A 15,817-nucleotide genomic window follows, 5' to 3' on the forward strand; every position below is an offset into this window, starting at 1 on the left:
CCGCCGTCAGCCTAGTCGCCGAGCCCGGCGCCGTTCCGGCCGTGGACGTCCGCCTCCCCGACCGACCTTGGTGCCGGGGCTATTCTTGCGCGCGGACGTGGCGGCCCCGACGCGACGCGGAACACGGAAAGTTGGGCGGTTCAATTGATGGAGTGGTGGCAGTCGATCCTGCTGGGAATCGTCGAGGGGGTCACCGAGTTCCTGCCGATCTCGAGCACCGGCCACCTCACTCTCGTCGAGAAGCTCATGGGCTTCCACATCGACGACCCGAGCGTCACCGCCTACACGGCGGTGATCCAGGTGGGCGCGATGATCGCCTCGATCGTGTACTTCTGGAAAGACATCGTGCGCATCGTGGTCGCGTGGTTCGGCGGCCTGCGCAGCGCCGAGGGACGCAAGAACCCCGACTACCAGCTGGGCTGGGCGGTCATCGTCGGCTTCGCCGTCACAGCAGTCATCGCCCTGCTGCTCAAGGACTTCATCACCGGGCCGCTCCGCAGTCTGTGGTTCATCGCCGGCGCGCTGATCGGCTGGTCGGTCGTCATGTTCCTCGGCGACCGCCTCGGCAAGCAGCAGCGCGGCGAGCAGTCCATCACCTGGAAGGATGGCCTGCTGCTCGGCCTCATCCAGTGCTTCTCGCTCATCCCGGGCGTCTCTCGCTCCGGCGCGACGATCTCCGGCGGTCTGCTGATGGGCATCGACCGCGTCACCGCGACGCGGATGAGCTTCTTCCTCGGCATCCCGACCCTCGTGGCCGCCGGTGGCTACCAGGCGATCAGCGAGGCGTCCGCGATCGCGGGCCGGGGCGGCGTCGGCTGGGGCGCGACGCTCGTCGGCACCCTCGTCTCGTTCGTCGTTGCTTACGCCTCCATCGCGTGGCTGCTGCGCTATGTGCAGAGCAACGACTTCCGCTGGTTCGTGGTCTACCGCGTCCTGCTCGGCCTGGTCATCCTCGGCCTGCTGGTCGGCGGTGTGGTCACCGCGTCCTGATCCGCCGCTAGGGTGACGACACGGCCGCCGGTTCCGCGCGGCCCCGCTCGGCACAGGAGGTAGCGCGATGCAGCGGCGCAGGGTGGGAGGCAGCGGCCTCCACGTCGGCCGGCTCGGCCTGGGCACCATGACGTGGGGCCGTGACACCAAGATGGACGACGCCAGGCCCCTGCTCTCCGCCTTCGTCGCGGCCGGCGGCAGCCTGGTCGACACCGCCGCCGCGTACGGCAACGGCGAGGCCGAACGGATGATCGGCAAACTCATCCGCACCGAGGTGCGCCGCGACGACCTCGTCCTCGCCACCAAGGGTGGCTTCGGACTGCGGGACGGACGCCGGATCGTCGACACGTCCGCCCGCGCCATGCTCGAGGATCTGCGCGGCTCGCTGCGGCGGCTCGGCACCGACCACATCGACCTGTGGCAGGTGCACGCCTGGGGAGACGCGCCCTTGGCGGAGACGCTCGCCGCCATCGATCAAGCCGTCACGGCCGGCGACGTGCGCTACGCGGGGCTGTCGAACTTCGTCGGCTGGCAGACCGCCAACGCCGTGACCTGGCAGAGAGCCTTCCCCGGACGCGCGCCCCTGGTCAGCGCCCAGGTGGAGTACTCGCTGCTCGCCCGCCGCGCCGAGGTGGAGGTGCTGCCCTGCCTGCGGCACTTCGACGTCGGCTTCTTCCCGTGGTCGCCGATGGGACGCGGCGTCCTCACCGGCAAGTACCGCACCGGCATCCCGCGCGGCTCCCGCGGCGCGACCGAGCACTTCGGCTGGTACGTCGAGCCCTACCTCGAGCAGCGATCGCGCGCGGTCGTCGAGGGGGTCGCCAAGGCTGCCGACGGCCTGGGGATGACGCCGCTCCAGGTCGCGCTGCTCTGGGTCCGGGACGCCCCGGGCGTGACCGCTCCCCTCCTCGGCGCGCGGACGAAGGCGCAACTGGACGAGTACCTGGCGTGCGAGGAGATGACCCTGCCCGATCAGATCGCCCAGGCCCTGGACGATATCTCCGGCGGACCGAATGCCGGCCGTTCCGAGGAGTCGGTCGGCGGGTGACGCCTCGGCCGCCGGCTTCGGCTTGTCGTCAGCCGCGCCCACGCCGGGTCTCGTTTCGACAGGCTCGGCGGCCGGTTGCTATAGTTGCGGGGTTGCCGCAGGGCGGTGACAGACACCCTGTCCGGGTGGCGGAATAGGTAGACGCGCTAGCTTGAGGTGCTAGTGCCCGTTATAGGGCGTGGAGGTTCAAGTCCTCTCTCGGACACCGAGACAGACCCCGTTGCCGATCGGCACGGGGTTTTTCCTTGTCCCGACCCGCGCAGCCTTGCCGACGCCGGGTCCCAGCTCACTCCGACTCGATCTCCACGTCGTGCCTGCGCGCCGCCTTCTTGATCCGCTCCTTGATGCGGTCGACCTCGGTCTTGTTGTACTTGGCGGCGTTGGCGTCCTTGTTGATGTAGCTCCAGGCCGCCCGGACGTGCGCCGCGCTGTCGATCGGGTACTTGTTGTTCACCGGGTCGGCGAACTCGACGTCGCCGTACTTGCGTTCGCCTTCGTCCGGGTTCACGTCGTCGCGGTGGTGGATCTGCTTGCTCATGTCGGACCTCCTCGTCGCCACGAAAACTAATCGCGCACCACCGTACGCCCGCAAGCCTCGGCGCTCCGCGTCCCTCGGTGATCCCGTCATCGTTATCATATTGATCAGTCGCTATGAATCTCAGGACTTCCAGAACCGGGAGTTCTCCAGGCCGAGGATCACATCATGACCGAACGCAAGCGGGGCTTCAGGCCTTCGACGGCGCGCCGCAAGACCGAGTCGATCGCGATGGCTGCTCTCGTCGCCGCGGCGCTGCTGGGAGGCGGGTGTGCGTCCCCGGCGGCTTCCGATCCGGCGCCGGCCGGCTCCGTACCCGCGGCCCCGAGCCCCGCGTCGCAATCCACGACCGGGCAGCCACGGGACTTCGTAGCCCCGGCCACGTCGGCGGCATCTCAGGCAGACACGCCGGCGGCGGCCGCGCCGTCGTCGACAAGGACGTCCACTGCCCCGTCCACGACGGGGACGGACGCGATAGCTGCCGCCGGGTCCGCGGCAAAGTCCAGCGCGGTCTCCGCCGCCAGGTCAACCCGAGCCCCCCGCTCGACCTCCACCGCAACGAAGAGCGCCAAGGATCGCTCGTCCAAGGCGTCCCCGAAGAAGAAGGCGTCCCCGACGACCTCGTCCCCGAAGAAGTCTTCGCCAAAGAAGTCTTCGCCAAAGAAGAAGTCGTCGTCGAAGCGGGCTACTCCAGGGAACTTCGTCCACCCGGGTGCCTATTGCTCGGGCGGCACCGGGGTCTCGAAGACCGGCAAGCCGATGAAGTGCGCACCGGCCAAGGACGGGCGGCTGCGCTGGATGCGTGCCTGATCGTGGGACTGTTCTTCCGCAGAACCGTGAACCTGGGAGGCGGCCGTCGTGCCAACTTCTCCCCCTCGGGCGTCTCCTTCTCCCAAAAGATCGGCAAGCGCATCACGGTGAATAGCCGCGGTCGCGTCACGATCCGCATCGCTCCCGGCGTGAGCTGGCGGCTCTGACACTCGCGCGTGCGGGCCGCCGCTGACCGAACCTCAGTCCCAGATCGTCACGGGCTACCATCCACGGGTGATTGAAACGCTGCTGGGCTTCGGGTGGGGCGCGATCGCGCTCATGGCTCTGGGCGCCCTCCTGATCGGGATCGCCAAGACATCGTTCGGCGGCCTGGGCGCAGTCGCTGCGGCGTTGTTCGCCCTCGCGATGCCAGCGAAGGAGTCGACCGCGGCGATCCTCCTTCTGCTGCTCATAGGCGACGTCATCGGCGTATCGCTGTACGGGCGCAACGTGCAGTGGAAGCTCATCTGGCGGCTCGTGCCCACGATCATCCCCGGCCTCCTGCTCGGCTGGGTCTTCATGCGCTTGGTGGACGACACAACCATGCAGCGAACGATCGGCGTCATCCTGCTCGTCAGCGTGCTGATCCAGGTGTGGCAACGGAGGCGCCGGGGCGCAGAGCCCGCTTCGTCCGACCAGACCAGCTGGCCGGTCGCCGCGGGCACCGGCGTCGCGGCGGGCTTCACCACCATGACCGCCAACGCCGCCGGACCCGTCATGGCGCTGTACTTCTTGGCGGTCAAGCTCGACAAGGCGCGCTTCATCGGCACCAACGCCGTCTTCTTCTTCCTGATCAACCTCTGCAAGGTTCCCCTGCAGATCTCGCTGGGACTGTTCACCCCCACTGTCTTCACCCTCGGCGTCACGATGCTGCCGTTCCTCCTGCTCGGTGCGGTGCTCGGCGTGGTGGCCGTGCGCAGGGTGAGCCAGAAGGGCTTCGATCGCATCGTGATGGCGGCGTCGGCCATCTCGGCGTTCTCGTTGCTGATCCGCTGAGCCGGCGATCATCTTGCCTCCTCGGCAGGAGGCTCCGGCAATGGCCGGTCGCGTACCTCGCCGATGCGCCAGCAGCCGTCCTCGGTCGCCTCGGCCAGTCCCTGGGTGCTGAGCCTAGACAGCGCCGCCAGCGTGTCGCGCACCCCGAGCCCCGCCCGCAGCGACAGCTCGTCGGTGGGCCGGCGTCCGCGCGACGGCAGGGCCTCATAGACCGCCCGCTGCGCCGCGTCCAAGCCGTCCAACAGCCGCTCGCGTCGGGGCCGCCGCGGCGCCAGCCCGGTCCCGACCGGGCTGAGCAGCTCGACGATCTCTTCGTGCCGGGTGACGAGCACCGCCTCCCGGTCGCGGATCAGCTGATGCGGCGTGAACGACTGTGCGCTGGAGACCGGGCCCGGCACCGCCATCACCGGGCGGCCGCAGGCGCTCGCCCACGACACCGTGTTGCGTGCCCCGCTGCGCACGGACGCCTCCACGATCACTGTGCCGACGGTCGCGGCGGCGATGAGCCGGTTGCGGGCGAGAAAGCGCCGTCGCGTCGGGTGCTCACCCGGCGGATACTCCGAGACGACCGCCCCCGTGCGTCCCAGCTCGGCCAGCAGCGCCTCGTGGGCACGCGGATACGGCTCGTCGATGCCGCCGGCCACGAACGCCACCGACGGCCCGCCCTCGGCCAACGCCCCTCGGTGCGCCGCCGCGTCGATTCCGTAGGCCGCCCCCGACACAACGGTGTAGCCGCTCGCCCCGACCCCGGCGGCGAGGTCCGCCGCCACCCGCTCGCCGTAGGGGGACGAGGCCCGGGAGCCCACCATCGCGACCGAACTTGCCAGCAAGGCTCCCAGCGCCCGACCTCGCGCCCAGAGGCCGATCGGCTGCCCCGCCATGCGCTGCACCGGCGGGCAGCCCGCCAGCGTCCGCAACCCGGCGGGCCACTCGTCGTCGTCCGGGATCACGAATCGGATCCCCGCCCGATCCTCGGCCCGGCGGATGGCATCCAGGTCCACCGCGCGGGCCCGATCAGCCCACGGGCTCGCCGCCTTGGTGGTGGTCAGCACCCGCCAGGCATCGATCGGGCCCAGCTTGCGCAAGAGCTCGGCCGCGCGGGCGTCCCCGGCCTCCAGGACGCAGGCCAGCCCCCGTCGTGCGTCTCGTTCCTCATCAGCCACAGCGCGCCTCCACCTGTTCACCGCGGCGCATCGCGAGCGCCGTGTCCACATCGGCGGGGGTCGGGATCGGCTCCCCAGCCAGATCGGCGATCGTCCACGCCAAGCGCACGACCTTGTCGATCCCCCTGGCGCTCAGCAGACCGCGACTCACCGCCCGATCGAGCCGCTCGAAACCCTGCGGCAACGGCAGCTCCCGGCGCAGCACCCGTCCGGGCACCGCGCTGTTGAGCGAGAGGCTCAACGGAGCCAAGCGGTGCCGTTGCCGGTCGCGGGCCGCCGCCACCCTCGCCGCCACCGCCGCGCTGGCCTCGGCCGCGCCAGCCGCGGCGGCCAGGAACGACTGCCGCAGGGGGCGTAGCCCCTGCTGAATGTCGATGCGGTCGAGAATCGGACCGCTGATGCGCTCGCTGTAGCGACGGACCGCCATCGGGGAGCACCGGCACTGCGCCCCGGGCGTACCGGCCAGGCCGCAGGGGCAGGGGTTGGCCGCAAGCACGAGTTGGAAGCGGGCCGGGTACGTTGTCTGGGCCAGCGAGCGGGCCAGCACGATCACCCCCGACTCCAGCGGCGTGCGCAGTGCCTCCAGCGCACGCGGCGAGAACTCCGGCGCCTCGTCGAGGAACAGCACGCCGCAGTGGGCGTGCGAGACGGCCCCGGGCTGCGCTATGCGCGCGCCCCCGCCGACCAGCGCCGCGAGCGACGCCGAGTGGTGCGGCGCCGCGAACGGCGGCCGGGTCACCAGCCCGCCGTCGAGGGGGCGCCCGGCCAGCGAGTGGAGGGCCGAAACCTCCAGCGACTCGGCGACGCTCAGGTCGGGCAGGATGCTTGGGAGCCGCTCCGCGAGGAGCGTCTTGCCGACTCCGGGCGGCCCGTGCAGATACAGGTGGTGCCCGCCCGCGGCAGCAACCTCAAGGGCCCACTTCCCCTCGAGCTGCCCGACGACGTCGGCGAGATCCTTTCTGGGAAACTGAGGGGGTGCCGGCTCGTCCACCCGGTCGGGTTCGGACACCGCACGTCCCTGCAGCACGGCGAGCACATCGGCCAGGCTGGAAACGCCGTGGACCCGCAACCCCTCGACGAGACGAGCCTCCCCGAGCTGCCCCACAGGCACAACCGCGCGATCGCAGCCCTGTCGTTGGGCGGCGAGCAGCGCCGGAAGCACGCCTCGCACGCCGCGAACCCGGCCATCGAGGCCCAGCTCGCCGAGGAAGACGGTGTGCTTCAACTGGCCGGGCGGCACGGCCCGCTCGGCCGCCAGCGTTGCCACAACGATGGCGAGGTCGAAATGCGAGCCGGCCTTCGGCAGCGTGGCGGGCGTGAGGTTGATGGTCACGGCCTGGTTGGGCCACGTGCGATCCAGGGAGGTGATGGCCGCCTTGCACCGGTCACGCGCCTCGTAGAGCGCGGCGTCGGGCAGCCCCACGATGACCGTGCGTGGCAGCCCGCCCCCGATCGAGACCTCGACTTCGACGACGGTCGCTTCCAGGCCGACGAGCGCCACCGACAGCGCCTGGGCGATCCTCACGCGTCGATCCCCCGCACGTGGCTGAGCTTCGCGTTGCCGTCCCGATCGAGCAGCAGCCCGATCGCGTCCAGCCGCACCCGGCCTGGCGTCTCCCCGCATTCGCGCAGGAACTCCACCGTCAGCTCGCGCAGTCGGCGCACCTTCGCGTAGGTGATCGACTCCAGCGGATCCCCGAACCCAAGGCCCCGCCTGGTCTTCACCTCGCAGACGACGAGCGCCCCCTCATCGTCGCGCGCGATCAGGTCGATCTCGCCCACCCGGCACCGCCAGTTGCGGGCCAGCACCGTCCACCCCAGACCGGTCACGTAGTTCGCGGCCAGGTCTTCCCCATCCTTGCCCGTGGCGCGGCGGGGATCCGTCGTGGTCTTCGTCACAGCACACCTCCAGCCGCCACTGTGGGAGCCGGCGGGCCGGACGCGTCAAAGTCGACATTGCCCCCGATGACCGCCTCGCTCACGCGGCCCGGCCGAGCGCGACATCCGTCCTCACGGTGAAGGGTGGGGTATCCGGCGGGGATCCCTGAGTAGAGTCGGCACCATCCGCGAGGCCGACACCGGCCTCCCTTACCGGAAGGTCCACTTTCCATGAGTCTTGCCGCTCTCCCCGTCCGCGCGGTCGTCGGCGCGTTCTTCCTCAACTCCGGCCTCAGCAAGCGCAACCTCCCCGAGGAGGCTGTGCAGGGCCTGCAGAACATGGGCGCCGCCGGTGTCCCGCCGCTGAAGGACCTCGACACGAAGACCTTCGGCAAGCTGCTTCCTGCGGGCGAGATCGGCATCGCCGCGGCGCTGCTGACCCCGTTCGTCCCGGGTTGGCTGGCCGGCAGCGCGCTGGCCGCCTTCGCCGGCGGCCTGGTCAGCATGTACCTGAACACCCCCGGCATGACCAAGGAGGACGGCATCCGCCCGAGCCAGGACGGCACCGCCCTGGCCAAGGACTCCTGGCTCCTCGCGATCGGCCTGGGCCTCGTGATCGATTCCCTCGCCAATCGCAAGTGAGGCGACGCGTCCCAGGACGCACAAACGGCGAGTGCCCGGCGTGGTCACGCCGGGCACTCGCCGTTAAGCCCGCGACGGGCCGCGGTTCACTCAAAGATCGTCGGGCACCTGGAGCTCGGAGTGCGCGATCTCCTCGATCGAAACGTCGCGGAACGTCAACACCTTGGCCGACTTCACGAACCGAGCCGGGCGGTACATGTCCCAGACCCAGGCGTCCCCCATGGACACCTCGTAGTAGACGTCCCCGCCCTCGGTACGCACCTTCAGGTCGACCACGTTGCACAGGTAGAAGCGACGCTCGGTCTCCACGGCGTAGGTGAAGATCCCCACGACGTCCTTGTACTCGCGATACAGCTGGAGCTCCAGCTCGCTCTCGTACTGCTCAAGATCATCCGCACTCATGACTGCTCCAGCCTAATCGTTCGGGCAACGTTCTCCCACTTCAGCCGATGCACGGCGCACGGCCCTCGAGCGTCCAGGACGCTTTGGTGCAGCGCCGTGCAGTAGCCCTTGTGGATGTCGAAACGGTACTCGGGGTATTCCAGGTGGTAGCCGGCCATGATCCGGTCCCGCGTCACCTTCGCGACGATGGACGCCGCGGAGACGCTCGCCGCGACGGCGTCTCCCTTCCACATGGCCAGGGACGGGACGGCCAGGCCGTCCACCGGGAACCCGTCGGTCAGCACGAAGTCAGGGGCGACGTCCAGCCGGGATACCGCCCGCCGCAGCGCCTCGAGGTTGGCCACGTGCACGCCGAGGCGGTCGCACTCGGCGGGCTCGATGCGGACGGCCGACCACGCCAGAGCGCGCTCCGTGATCACGGCATAGAGCCGCTCACGTGTCGCCGGCGTGAGCTTCTTGGAGTCGTTGAGCCCCGGGATCGGACGCCCCGGCAGCACCACGGCCGCGGCGACGAGCGGCCCGGCGCAGGCGCCGCGTCCGGCCTCATCGGCGCCGGCGACGTGCGGGAACCCGGCGCGGGCCAGCCCGCGCTCGTAGCCGTAGAGGCCGGCGTCACGCCGGATGACGAACGACACTCGTCCCTCCTTGGGTCAACAGGCCGGAGCTTCTCCTCGCAGGACGGGCTGCGCCGGCGGAGCCCCGGTGCCCGCCGGGACCCCGGAGAACGTCGTCGGCCGCGGCAGATTGTGGAGGCGGTCCACAGGCAGGATGACCGCCACGGCCGTCCCCACCACGGACTCTTTGCGGACGAAGCCCGGCATCCCGCGGACGCCATCGGCCTCCTCGCCCAGGTGGCAGCGCGAGTCGGCGGAGTTGTTGCGATGATCCCCCATGACGAAGATCCGATCGGCCGGCACGATGACGTCGAAGGGGTACTCCGACGGCTTGACCTGCTGGTCGCCGTACTCGTCGACGTAGAGGTAACTGCGCTCGTCCAGTGCCTGACCGTTCACCGTGATCCGCCCCTGGGTGTCGCAGCAGATCACGTGATCGCCCGGCATCCCGATGACGCGCTTGATGAGATGCTCGCTGCGACCGTCCGGCATCAGGCCGACGAACATGAGCGCCTGCTCGAGCGGGTTGATGTCCGAGTCATCGTGGACGCCGAGCCACTCCAAGTCGTCGGTGAAGACGACGATGTCGCCGCGCTGGAAGGGAACCACCTTCTGCACGGCGACACGGTCTTCGATGAGGAGGGTGTTCTCCATCGACGGTGAGGGGATGACGAACACCTGCAGGAGGAACGTGCGCAGCAGCGTCGAGACGACCAGCGCGCCGGCGAGCACGATGGCGACCTCCTTGAGCATGGCCCGAAAGCCGCCGCCCTGGTCGGACTTGGTCTCGTCGCTTCGGACGTCTCCGGACTCGTCGTCCTCAGCCACCGCCGTGCCTCCCCGTGGGATCAGTTCTCGCGCTTCTCCTTGATCTTCGCAGCCTTTCCGTGCAGACCGCGGAGGTAGTACAGCTTGGCGCGCCGGACGTCGCCGTGGCGATCGACCTCGATCTTCTCGATGATCGGCGAGTTCAGGGGGAACGTGCGCTCCACCCCGGTGCCGAAGCTGACCTTGCGGACGGTGAAGCTCTCGCCCACGCCGGACCCGTTGCGCGCGATCACGTTGCCCGCGAAAACCTGGATACGGGAGCGGTTACCCTCGACGACTCGGACGTGGACCTTCACGGAGTCGCCGGGGCGGAAGTCGGGAATGTCGTCGCGCAGTGCAGACTGGGCGATCTCGGAAACGATCTTGTTCATGGTTTTTCCTCGTCGGTGCCACAGGTCACCCCGTCGGTGAATGGAGGCTGCCCGCGCGCAAACCCCCTGTGGCAGGAGCGTCACGGCGCAACAGCGACCAAGTTTGCCATACCGGGCGGGGCCCGGCGAAATCGACGCTTGAACGCTGGCCGATCTATTGAACAACAGCCGTCGCGGGGCGGATACTGAGGCCACCACACAGTCTCTCATCCAGAGGTGGACCAATGACGACGACGGGCTTCATCGGCGTAGGAACGATGGGACGGCCGATGGCCCGGCATGTGCTGGCCGCCGCCCAGCCGGACGACCGGGTGGTGCTCAACGCGCTTTCACCCAACGGCCTGGAGGAGCTTCTCGACGCCGGCGCGCGGTACGCGTCGAATGCCCGGGAGGTCGCCCAGCAGTGCGACGTCGTCGTCTACATGGTGCCCACGATGGCCGACATCCGGGGCACCCTCGACGGGCCGGACGGCCTGCTCGCCGGGCTGACCCCGGCCCCGCTCCTGCTCATCGTGAGCTCCACCTGCAGCTCGGCGGAGGTGCGGGATCTCGCTCGCGACCTGGACGAAGCGACGGGCGGCCGCATCGCGGTCGTGGACGCCCCCGTCAGCGGCGGAGCGGAGGGCGCCGAGGCGGGGACGTTGTCGGTCATGGTCGGCGGTGCGGACGCCGATGCGACCCGCGCGGTCGGCCTGCTGTCGGCGACGGGACGCGCGGTCCACCTGGGCCCGCTGGGCGCTGGGCAGATCGCGAAGGCCTGCAACCAGCTCATCGTGGCTGCCGAGGTCGTCGCGAACGCCGAGGCCGCGGTGCTGGCCGAGCGGTCGGGCATGGACGTCTCGTTGCTGTTCGACCTCCTGCTGGACGGGTACGCCACCAGCCGCATCATGGAGGTCAAGAGCCCGCGTTTCATCGCCCACGACCACTCCCCCTCGGGCCCGGCGAAGTTCCTGGTCAAAGACCTGCGGGCCTTCGCCGAGGAGGCCGAGCGCGTCGGCATGACGACCTTCAGCGTCGAGCCGCTGCGCGCGGTCTTCACCGGGCTGACGCAGGCGGGCCTCGGCGATCAGGACAGCTCGGTGGTCCAGGCCTACATCGAGCAGTCCGACGGCAAGGCCCCCTCGGCCTGACGCCTCGCCGGGGCGGCCATCCACGCCCGTCGGCTCCCAGCCCTCACGGCGGGGCCCCAGCCCGTCCGATCGGATCACGACAGACGCCGGCGCCGGCCCCGCGAGGGGACCGGCGCCGGCGATGTGGCTCAGGCCGCGGACCGAATCACTTGCCGTCCTGGCTGAACAGGGAGGCGATCAGGTCGCGGTTCAGCTGGCCGATCGTGTCGAGCGGGATCTGCTTGGGGCAGACCGCCGCGCACTCCCCGATGTTGGTGCAGCCGCCGAAGCCCTCGGCATCGTGCTGGCCCACCATGTTCTTCACCCGCAGCATCCGCTCCGGCTGGCCCTGGGGCAGCATCGCGAGGTGCGTGATCTTGGCCGACGTGAACAGCATCGCCGAGCCGTTGGGGCAGGCCGCCACGCAGGCGCCGCAGCCGATGCAGGTCGCGGCGTCGAAGGCACGGTCCGCCTCGCGCTTGTTGACCGGCATCGCGTTGGCGTCCACGGCCGAGCCCGCGTTGATGGAGACGAAGCCGCCGGCCTGGATGATGCGGTCGAAGGCGGAGCGGTCGACAACCAGGTCCTTGATGACCGGGAAGCCGCCGGCCCGCCAGGGCTCGACATCGATCGTCGCGTTGTCGGCGAAGCTACGCATGTGCAGCTGGCACGTGGTGGTCGGCACCGGCGAGGCGGCACGGCCGTGCGCCGCACCGTTGATCACGACGCCACACATGCCGCAGATGCCCTCGCGGCAGTCGTGGTCGAAGGCCACCGGCTCCTCGCCCTTGACCGTCAGGTCCTCGTTGAGGAGGTCGAGCATCTCGAGGAACGACATGTCCTCGGAGACGCCTTCCACCCGGTACGAGACCATCTTGCCCTGGGCATTCGCATTGGCCTGACGCCAGACGCGCAGGTTGATGTTCACTTGTAGCTCCTCTGCTTCAGCTCGATGGCCTCGTACTCCAGCGGTTCCTTGTGCAGGATCGGCTGCCCGCCGTCGCCGCCGAACTCCCAGGCACCGACGTACAGGAACTCGTCGTCGTGACGCAGCGCCTCGCCGTCCTCGGTCTGCGACTCGGCCCGGAAGTGACCGCCACAGGACTCACGCCGGTGCAGCGCGTCGATGCACATGAGCTCGCCCAACTCGAGGAAGTCGGCCACGCGGCCGGCCCGCTCGAGGGTCTGGTTGAAGTCCTCGTTGACGCCGGTGACCTTGACGTCGCGCCAGAACTCCTCGCGCAGCTTGCGGATCTCCGCGATCGCGTACTTGAGGCCCTCCTCGTCGCGCTCCATGCCGCAGTACTCCCACATGATGTTGCCGAGCTCCTTGTGGAAGGAGTCGACCGTGCGGCTGCCCTTGATGGAGATGAGGTGGTTGATGCGCTCCTTGACGCTGTTCACCGCCTCGACGACCGCCGGGTGATCCGCCTCGACCTTGGGCATGGCGCCCTTGGACAGGTAGTCGTTGATCGTGTTCGGCAGGACGAAGTAGCCGTCGGACAGGCCCTGCATCAGGGCAGACGCCCCGAGCCGGTTCGCACCGTGATCGGAGAAGTTCGCCTCGCCCGCGCAGTACAGGCCCGGGATCGTCGTCATGAGGTCGTAGTCGACCCAGACGCCGCCCATCGTGTAGTGCACGGCCGGGTAGATGCGCATCGGGGTCTCGTACGGGTTCTCGCCCGTGATCTGGGCGTACATGTCGAACAGGTTGCCGTACTTGGCCTCGACCGCCTTCTTGCCCAGGCGCTGGATCGCCTCGGCGAAATCGAGGTAGACGCCACGGCGGCGCAGCTGCGTCTCGCCGGTGCGGTGGTTCACCTCTTCCACCTCGGGGCCGACGCCGCGGCCCTCGTCGCACATGTTCTTCGCCTGACGGGACGCGATGTCGCGCGGCACCAGGTTGCCGAAGGACGGGTAGATGCGCTCCAGGTAGTAGTCGCGCGCCTCCTCCGGGATGTCGCGCGGATCCTTGGCGCAGTCCTCGGCGTTCTTCGGGACCCAGATGCGTCCGTCGTTACGCAGCGACTCCGACATCAGGGTCAGCTTCGACTGGGTGGTGCCGTGCACCGGGATGCAGGTCGGGTGGATCTGCGTGTAGCACGGGTTCGCGAAGTAGGCGCCCTTGCGGTGAGCCCGCCACCCGGCCGTGACGTTGCAGCCCATGGCGTTCGTCGACAGGAAGAAGACGTTGCCGTAGCCGCCGGTGGCGAGCACGACGGCGTCGGCGACCCAGGACTCGATCTCGCCGGTCACCATGTTGCGGGTGACGATGCCGCGGGCGCGTCCGTCGATGACGATCAGCTCGAGCATCTCGTGGCGGGGGTGCATCTTGACGGGGCCCGCCGCGACCTGCCGCTCCAGGTCCCCGCCGCGCCCTGCCGCTCCAGCGACTGGTAAGCGCCGATCAGCAGCTGCTGGCCCGTCTGGCCGCGCGCGTAGAAGGTGCGCTGCACCTGGACGCCGCCGAACGAACGGGTGTCGAGGAGGCCGCCGTACTCACGGGCGAACGGGACGCCCTGCGCGACGCACTGGTCGATGATGTTCGTGCTGACCTCGGCCAGGCGATACACGTTGGTCTCGCGGGCGCGGTAGTCGCCGCCCTTGACCGTGTCGTAGAACAACCGGTAGACGGAGTCGTTGTCGTTCTTGTAGTTCTTCGCGGCGTTGATACCGCCTTGGGCCGCGATGGAGTGCGCGCGACGGGGGCTGTCCTGGTAGCAGAAGTTCTCGACTTGGTAGCCGGCCTCGCCCAGCGTGGCAGCCGCCGCGCCGCCGGCCAGGCCGGTCCCCACGACGATGATCGACAGCTTGCGCCGGTTGGCCGGGTTCACCAGGCCGGCCTCGAACTGCCGCTTGGCCCACTTTTCAGCGATCGGGCCGTCGGGAGCCTTCGTGTCGGCGATGTCGTCGCCGAGCGTGAAGTACTCGTTGTTGAGAAGCTCAGTCATTGGTTACCTCACCCATCCGAAGAAGACAGCCAGCGGCGCGATCAGGAAGCCGACGAACAGCAGCACGGCCACGATCCACGCGATGGCGTTCAGGACCGAGCGCGAGCGGGGCGACGTGTTCGCGCCCAGCGTCGTCAGCGAACTCCACACCCCGTGGCGCACGTGCATGCAGACCGCGACGAGCCACAGCGCGTACAGCGGAACCATCAGGAAGCCCACCGGCGCCGAGAACGTGGCCACGAACATCTCGAACGGCGAGGTGCCCCGGGTGAAGCCCGGCGTCACGGCCTGCACCGTGAACTGCAGCAGGTGGAAGATCAGGAACAGCACGAGGATCACGCCGCCCCAGCGCATGGTGCGCGCCGAGTAGGTCTGAGCGAGCCGCTTCGTCGCCACATAGTGATCGGGGCCGCGGGCGGCGCGGTCGCGCACCGTCAGCTTCCAGGCCGCGTACATGTGCAGCACGATGCACACGATCAGGAAGGCGCGGAAGATCCAGATGAAGGCCCCGACCGGCACGATCGGGTAGAGGATGTCGCTCTTCAGCCAGTGCGCGTAGTGATCGAAGGCATCAGGCCCGCTGAACATCTTGAGGTTGCCGTACATGTGGGCGAGCAGGAAGAAGATCAGAATCAGTCCGGTGATGGCCATCATGGCCTTCATCGCGACTGTCGATCGGAGCGCTCTGCCCTGAGGAGTAAGAGTTGTTGTCGCCACGTGGGACACCCTAGACAATCCCGCGCCAAGTTGCTTGCGAGACGCCGGATCAGGAGAAGAATTCCTGCCGCGGGAGCAGGTCGGGGCGGCGCTCCCGGGTGCGCTCGAGCGCCCGCTCGTGGCGCCAGGCGCCGATGGCGGCGTGGTGCCCGGACAGCAGGATCGGCGGGACGTCCATCCCCCGCCAGGTCGCGGGCTTGGTGTAGACGGGGTACTCCAACAGGCCCTGGCCGGCGACGGAATGGGACTCCTCCACCAGCGATTCCGGGTTGCCGACGACGCCGGGGATGAGCCGGACGACGGCCTCCGTGATCGCCAGCGCCGCGACCTCGCCGCCGTTGAGGACGTAGTCGCCGAGGCTGATCTCGCGGACGTCCATCCGGGTGCGGGCGTACTCGACCACACGGGCGTCGATGCCCTCGTAGCGGCCGCAGGCGAAGACGATGTGCTCGGCCTCGGCCAGTTCGTGGGCCGTCGCCTGCTTGAACAACTCGCCCGCGGGCGTCGGGACGATCAGCGTCGCGGGGCCGGGATGCTCGGCGCAGATCTGGTCGAGCGCGGCCCCCCACGGTTCGGGCTTCATCACCATCCCGGCTCCCCCGCCGTAGGGGGTGTCGTCGACGGTGCGGTGGCGGTCGTGCGTCCAGTCGCGCAGGTCGTGGACCTCCCACGAGAGCAGGCCTGCGGCGCGCGCCCGTCCCATCAGCGACAGGTCGAGCGCGGCGAAGAAGTCGGGGAAGATCGAGACGATGTCGAGGCGCAT

At 69.4% G+C, this 15,817-nt stretch carries 17 protein-coding genes, 1 tRNA gene and 1 pseudogene; 7 read left to right on the forward strand and 12 right to left on the reverse strand.

Annotated features, from left to right (window positions below; genetic code table 11):
- Positions 1–147 precede the first annotated feature (147 nt).
- The 3 genes from BN1187_RS00105 to BN1187_RS00115 all read left to right on the forward strand — a co-directional run bounded on the left by BN1187_RS00105 (position 148) and on the right by BN1187_RS00115 (position 2,243).
- Positions 148–990 carry an undecaprenyl-diphosphate phosphatase gene (locus BN1187_RS00105; protein WP_040157386.1) on the forward strand — a complete coding sequence of 281 codons (843 nt, stop codon included), beginning with the start codon at positions 148–150 and terminating at the stop codon, positions 988–990.
- A 67-nt stretch (positions 991–1,057) separates the two neighbouring features.
- Positions 1,058–2,038, forward strand: a complete 981-nt coding sequence (locus BN1187_RS00110; RefSeq protein WP_040157390.1) for an aldo/keto reductase — start codon at positions 1,058–1,060, stop codon at positions 2,036–2,038.
- 119 nt (positions 2,039–2,157) lie between these two features.
- Positions 2,158–2,243, forward strand: a tRNA-Leu gene (locus tag BN1187_RS00115).
- Between the two features lie 81 nt (positions 2,244–2,324).
- On the opposite strand, the gene BN1187_RS00120 is transcribed toward BN1187_RS00115, so the two are convergent.
- On the reverse strand, positions 2,325–2,576 hold the full coding sequence (locus BN1187_RS00120) for a DUF6582 domain-containing protein (RefSeq protein WP_040157393.1): 252 nt from the start codon (positions 2,574–2,576) through the stop codon (positions 2,325–2,327).
- Between the two features lie 266 nt (positions 2,577–2,842).
- On the opposite strand from BN1187_RS00120, the gene BN1187_RS14520 reads away from it, so the two are divergent.
- Both BN1187_RS14520 and BN1187_RS00130 read left to right on the forward strand, forming a co-directional pair.
- Positions 2,843–3,550: a DUF4236 domain-containing protein gene (locus BN1187_RS14520; RefSeq protein WP_218184530.1), complete on the forward strand. Its 708-nt coding sequence runs from the start codon at positions 2,843–2,845 to the stop codon at positions 3,548–3,550.
- A gap of 67 nt (positions 3,551–3,617) precedes the next feature.
- Positions 3,618–4,379 carry a sulfite exporter TauE/SafE family protein gene (locus BN1187_RS00130; RefSeq protein ID WP_040157400.1) on the forward strand — a complete coding sequence of 254 codons (762 nt, stop codon included), beginning with the start codon at positions 3,618–3,620 and terminating at the stop codon, positions 4,377–4,379.
- Between the two features lie 8 nt (positions 4,380–4,387).
- Here the strand turns inward: BN1187_RS00130 and BN1187_RS00135 are convergent, their stop codons facing one another.
- The 3 genes from BN1187_RS00135 to BN1187_RS00145 are packed head-to-tail and all read right to left on the reverse strand — an operon-like array spanning position 4,388 to position 7,441.
- A complete protein-coding gene (locus tag BN1187_RS00135) occupies positions 4,388–5,542 on the reverse strand; it encodes a DNA-processing protein DprA (RefSeq protein WP_052462105.1) in 1,155 nt (384 codons plus the stop codon).
- A complete protein-coding gene (locus BN1187_RS00140; protein WP_072041909.1) occupies positions 5,535–7,067 on the reverse strand; it encodes a YifB family Mg chelatase-like AAA ATPase in 1,533 nt (510 codons plus the stop codon). The genes BN1187_RS00135 and BN1187_RS00140 overlap by 8 nt, the downstream gene beginning before the upstream one ends.
- Positions 7,064–7,441, reverse strand: coding sequence for a YraN family protein (locus BN1187_RS00145; RefSeq protein WP_040157402.1), 378 nt, complete (start codon positions 7,439–7,441; stop codon positions 7,064–7,066). The genes BN1187_RS00140 and BN1187_RS00145 overlap by 4 nt, the downstream gene beginning before the upstream one ends.
- Positions 7,442–7,651: 210 nt before the next feature.
- On the opposite strand from BN1187_RS00145, the gene BN1187_RS00150 reads away from it, so the two are divergent.
- Entirely contained in the window at positions 7,652–8,062 is a 411-nt protein-coding gene (locus BN1187_RS00150; RefSeq protein ID WP_040157404.1) for a MauE/DoxX family redox-associated membrane protein, read from the forward strand.
- A 90-nt stretch (positions 8,063–8,152) separates the two neighbouring features.
- On the opposite strand, the gene BN1187_RS00155 is transcribed toward BN1187_RS00150, so the two are convergent.
- From BN1187_RS00155 to rplS, 4 genes are read right to left on the reverse strand one after another with little or no spacing between them, the layout of a single operon-like run.
- A complete protein-coding gene (locus BN1187_RS00155) occupies positions 8,153–8,464 on the reverse strand; it encodes a DUF2469 domain-containing protein (protein ID WP_040157407.1) in 312 nt (103 codons plus the stop codon).
- On the reverse strand, positions 8,461–9,099 hold the full coding sequence (locus BN1187_RS00160; RefSeq protein WP_040157409.1) for a ribonuclease HII: 639 nt from the start codon (positions 9,097–9,099) through the stop codon (positions 8,461–8,463). The genes BN1187_RS00155 and BN1187_RS00160 overlap by 4 nt, the downstream gene beginning before the upstream one ends.
- A 15-nt stretch (positions 9,100–9,114) precedes the next feature.
- The gene (gene lepB / locus BN1187_RS00165) at positions 9,115–9,906 is read right to left on the reverse strand and encodes a signal peptidase I (RefSeq protein WP_072041910.1); all 792 of its coding nucleotides are present in this window, start codon (positions 9,904–9,906) and stop codon (positions 9,115–9,117) included.
- A gap of 20 nt (positions 9,907–9,926) precedes the next feature.
- The gene (gene rplS / locus BN1187_RS00170; protein ID WP_040157412.1) at positions 9,927–10,277 is read right to left on the reverse strand and encodes a 50S ribosomal protein L19; all 351 of its coding nucleotides are present in this window, start codon (positions 10,275–10,277) and stop codon (positions 9,927–9,929) included.
- A 224-nt stretch (positions 10,278–10,501) separates the two neighbouring features.
- Here rplS and BN1187_RS00175 point away from each other — a divergent pair, with 224 nt between their 5' ends.
- Entirely contained in the window at positions 10,502–11,407 is a 906-nt protein-coding gene (locus BN1187_RS00175) for an NAD(P)-dependent oxidoreductase (protein WP_040157413.1), read from the forward strand.
- Between the two features lie 145 nt (positions 11,408–11,552).
- Here BN1187_RS00175 and BN1187_RS00180 read toward each other — a convergent pair whose 3' ends face one another.
- From BN1187_RS00180 to trmD, 4 genes and pseudogenes are all read right to left on the reverse strand, one after another.
- The gene (locus tag BN1187_RS00180; RefSeq protein ID WP_040157416.1) at positions 11,553–12,314 is read right to left on the reverse strand and encodes a succinate dehydrogenase/fumarate reductase iron-sulfur subunit; all 762 of its coding nucleotides are present in this window, start codon (positions 12,312–12,314) and stop codon (positions 11,553–11,555) included.
- Positions 12,311–14,337: pseudogene (locus tag BN1187_RS00185) on the reverse strand (fumarate reductase/succinate dehydrogenase flavoprotein subunit). Before BN1187_RS00185 ends, BN1187_RS00180 begins: the two are co-directional and overlap by 4 nt.
- A 3-nt stretch (positions 14,338–14,340) precedes the next feature.
- Positions 14,341–15,000 (reverse strand): succinate dehydrogenase cytochrome b subunit, encoded by a 660-nt coding sequence (locus BN1187_RS00190; protein WP_052462107.1) that lies wholly within the window; start codon positions 14,998–15,000, stop codon positions 14,341–14,343.
- A gap of 103 nt (positions 15,001–15,103) precedes the next feature.
- Positions 15,104–15,817, reverse strand: a complete 714-nt coding sequence (gene trmD, locus BN1187_RS00195) for a tRNA (guanosine(37)-N1)-methyltransferase TrmD (RefSeq protein WP_040157959.1) — start codon at positions 15,815–15,817, stop codon at positions 15,104–15,106.

The sequence above is a fragment of the Nigerium massiliense genome, assembly GCF_000826085.1.
Classification (GTDB): domain Bacteria; phylum Actinomycetota; class Actinomycetes; order Propionibacteriales; family Propionibacteriaceae; genus Propioniciclava; species Propioniciclava massiliense.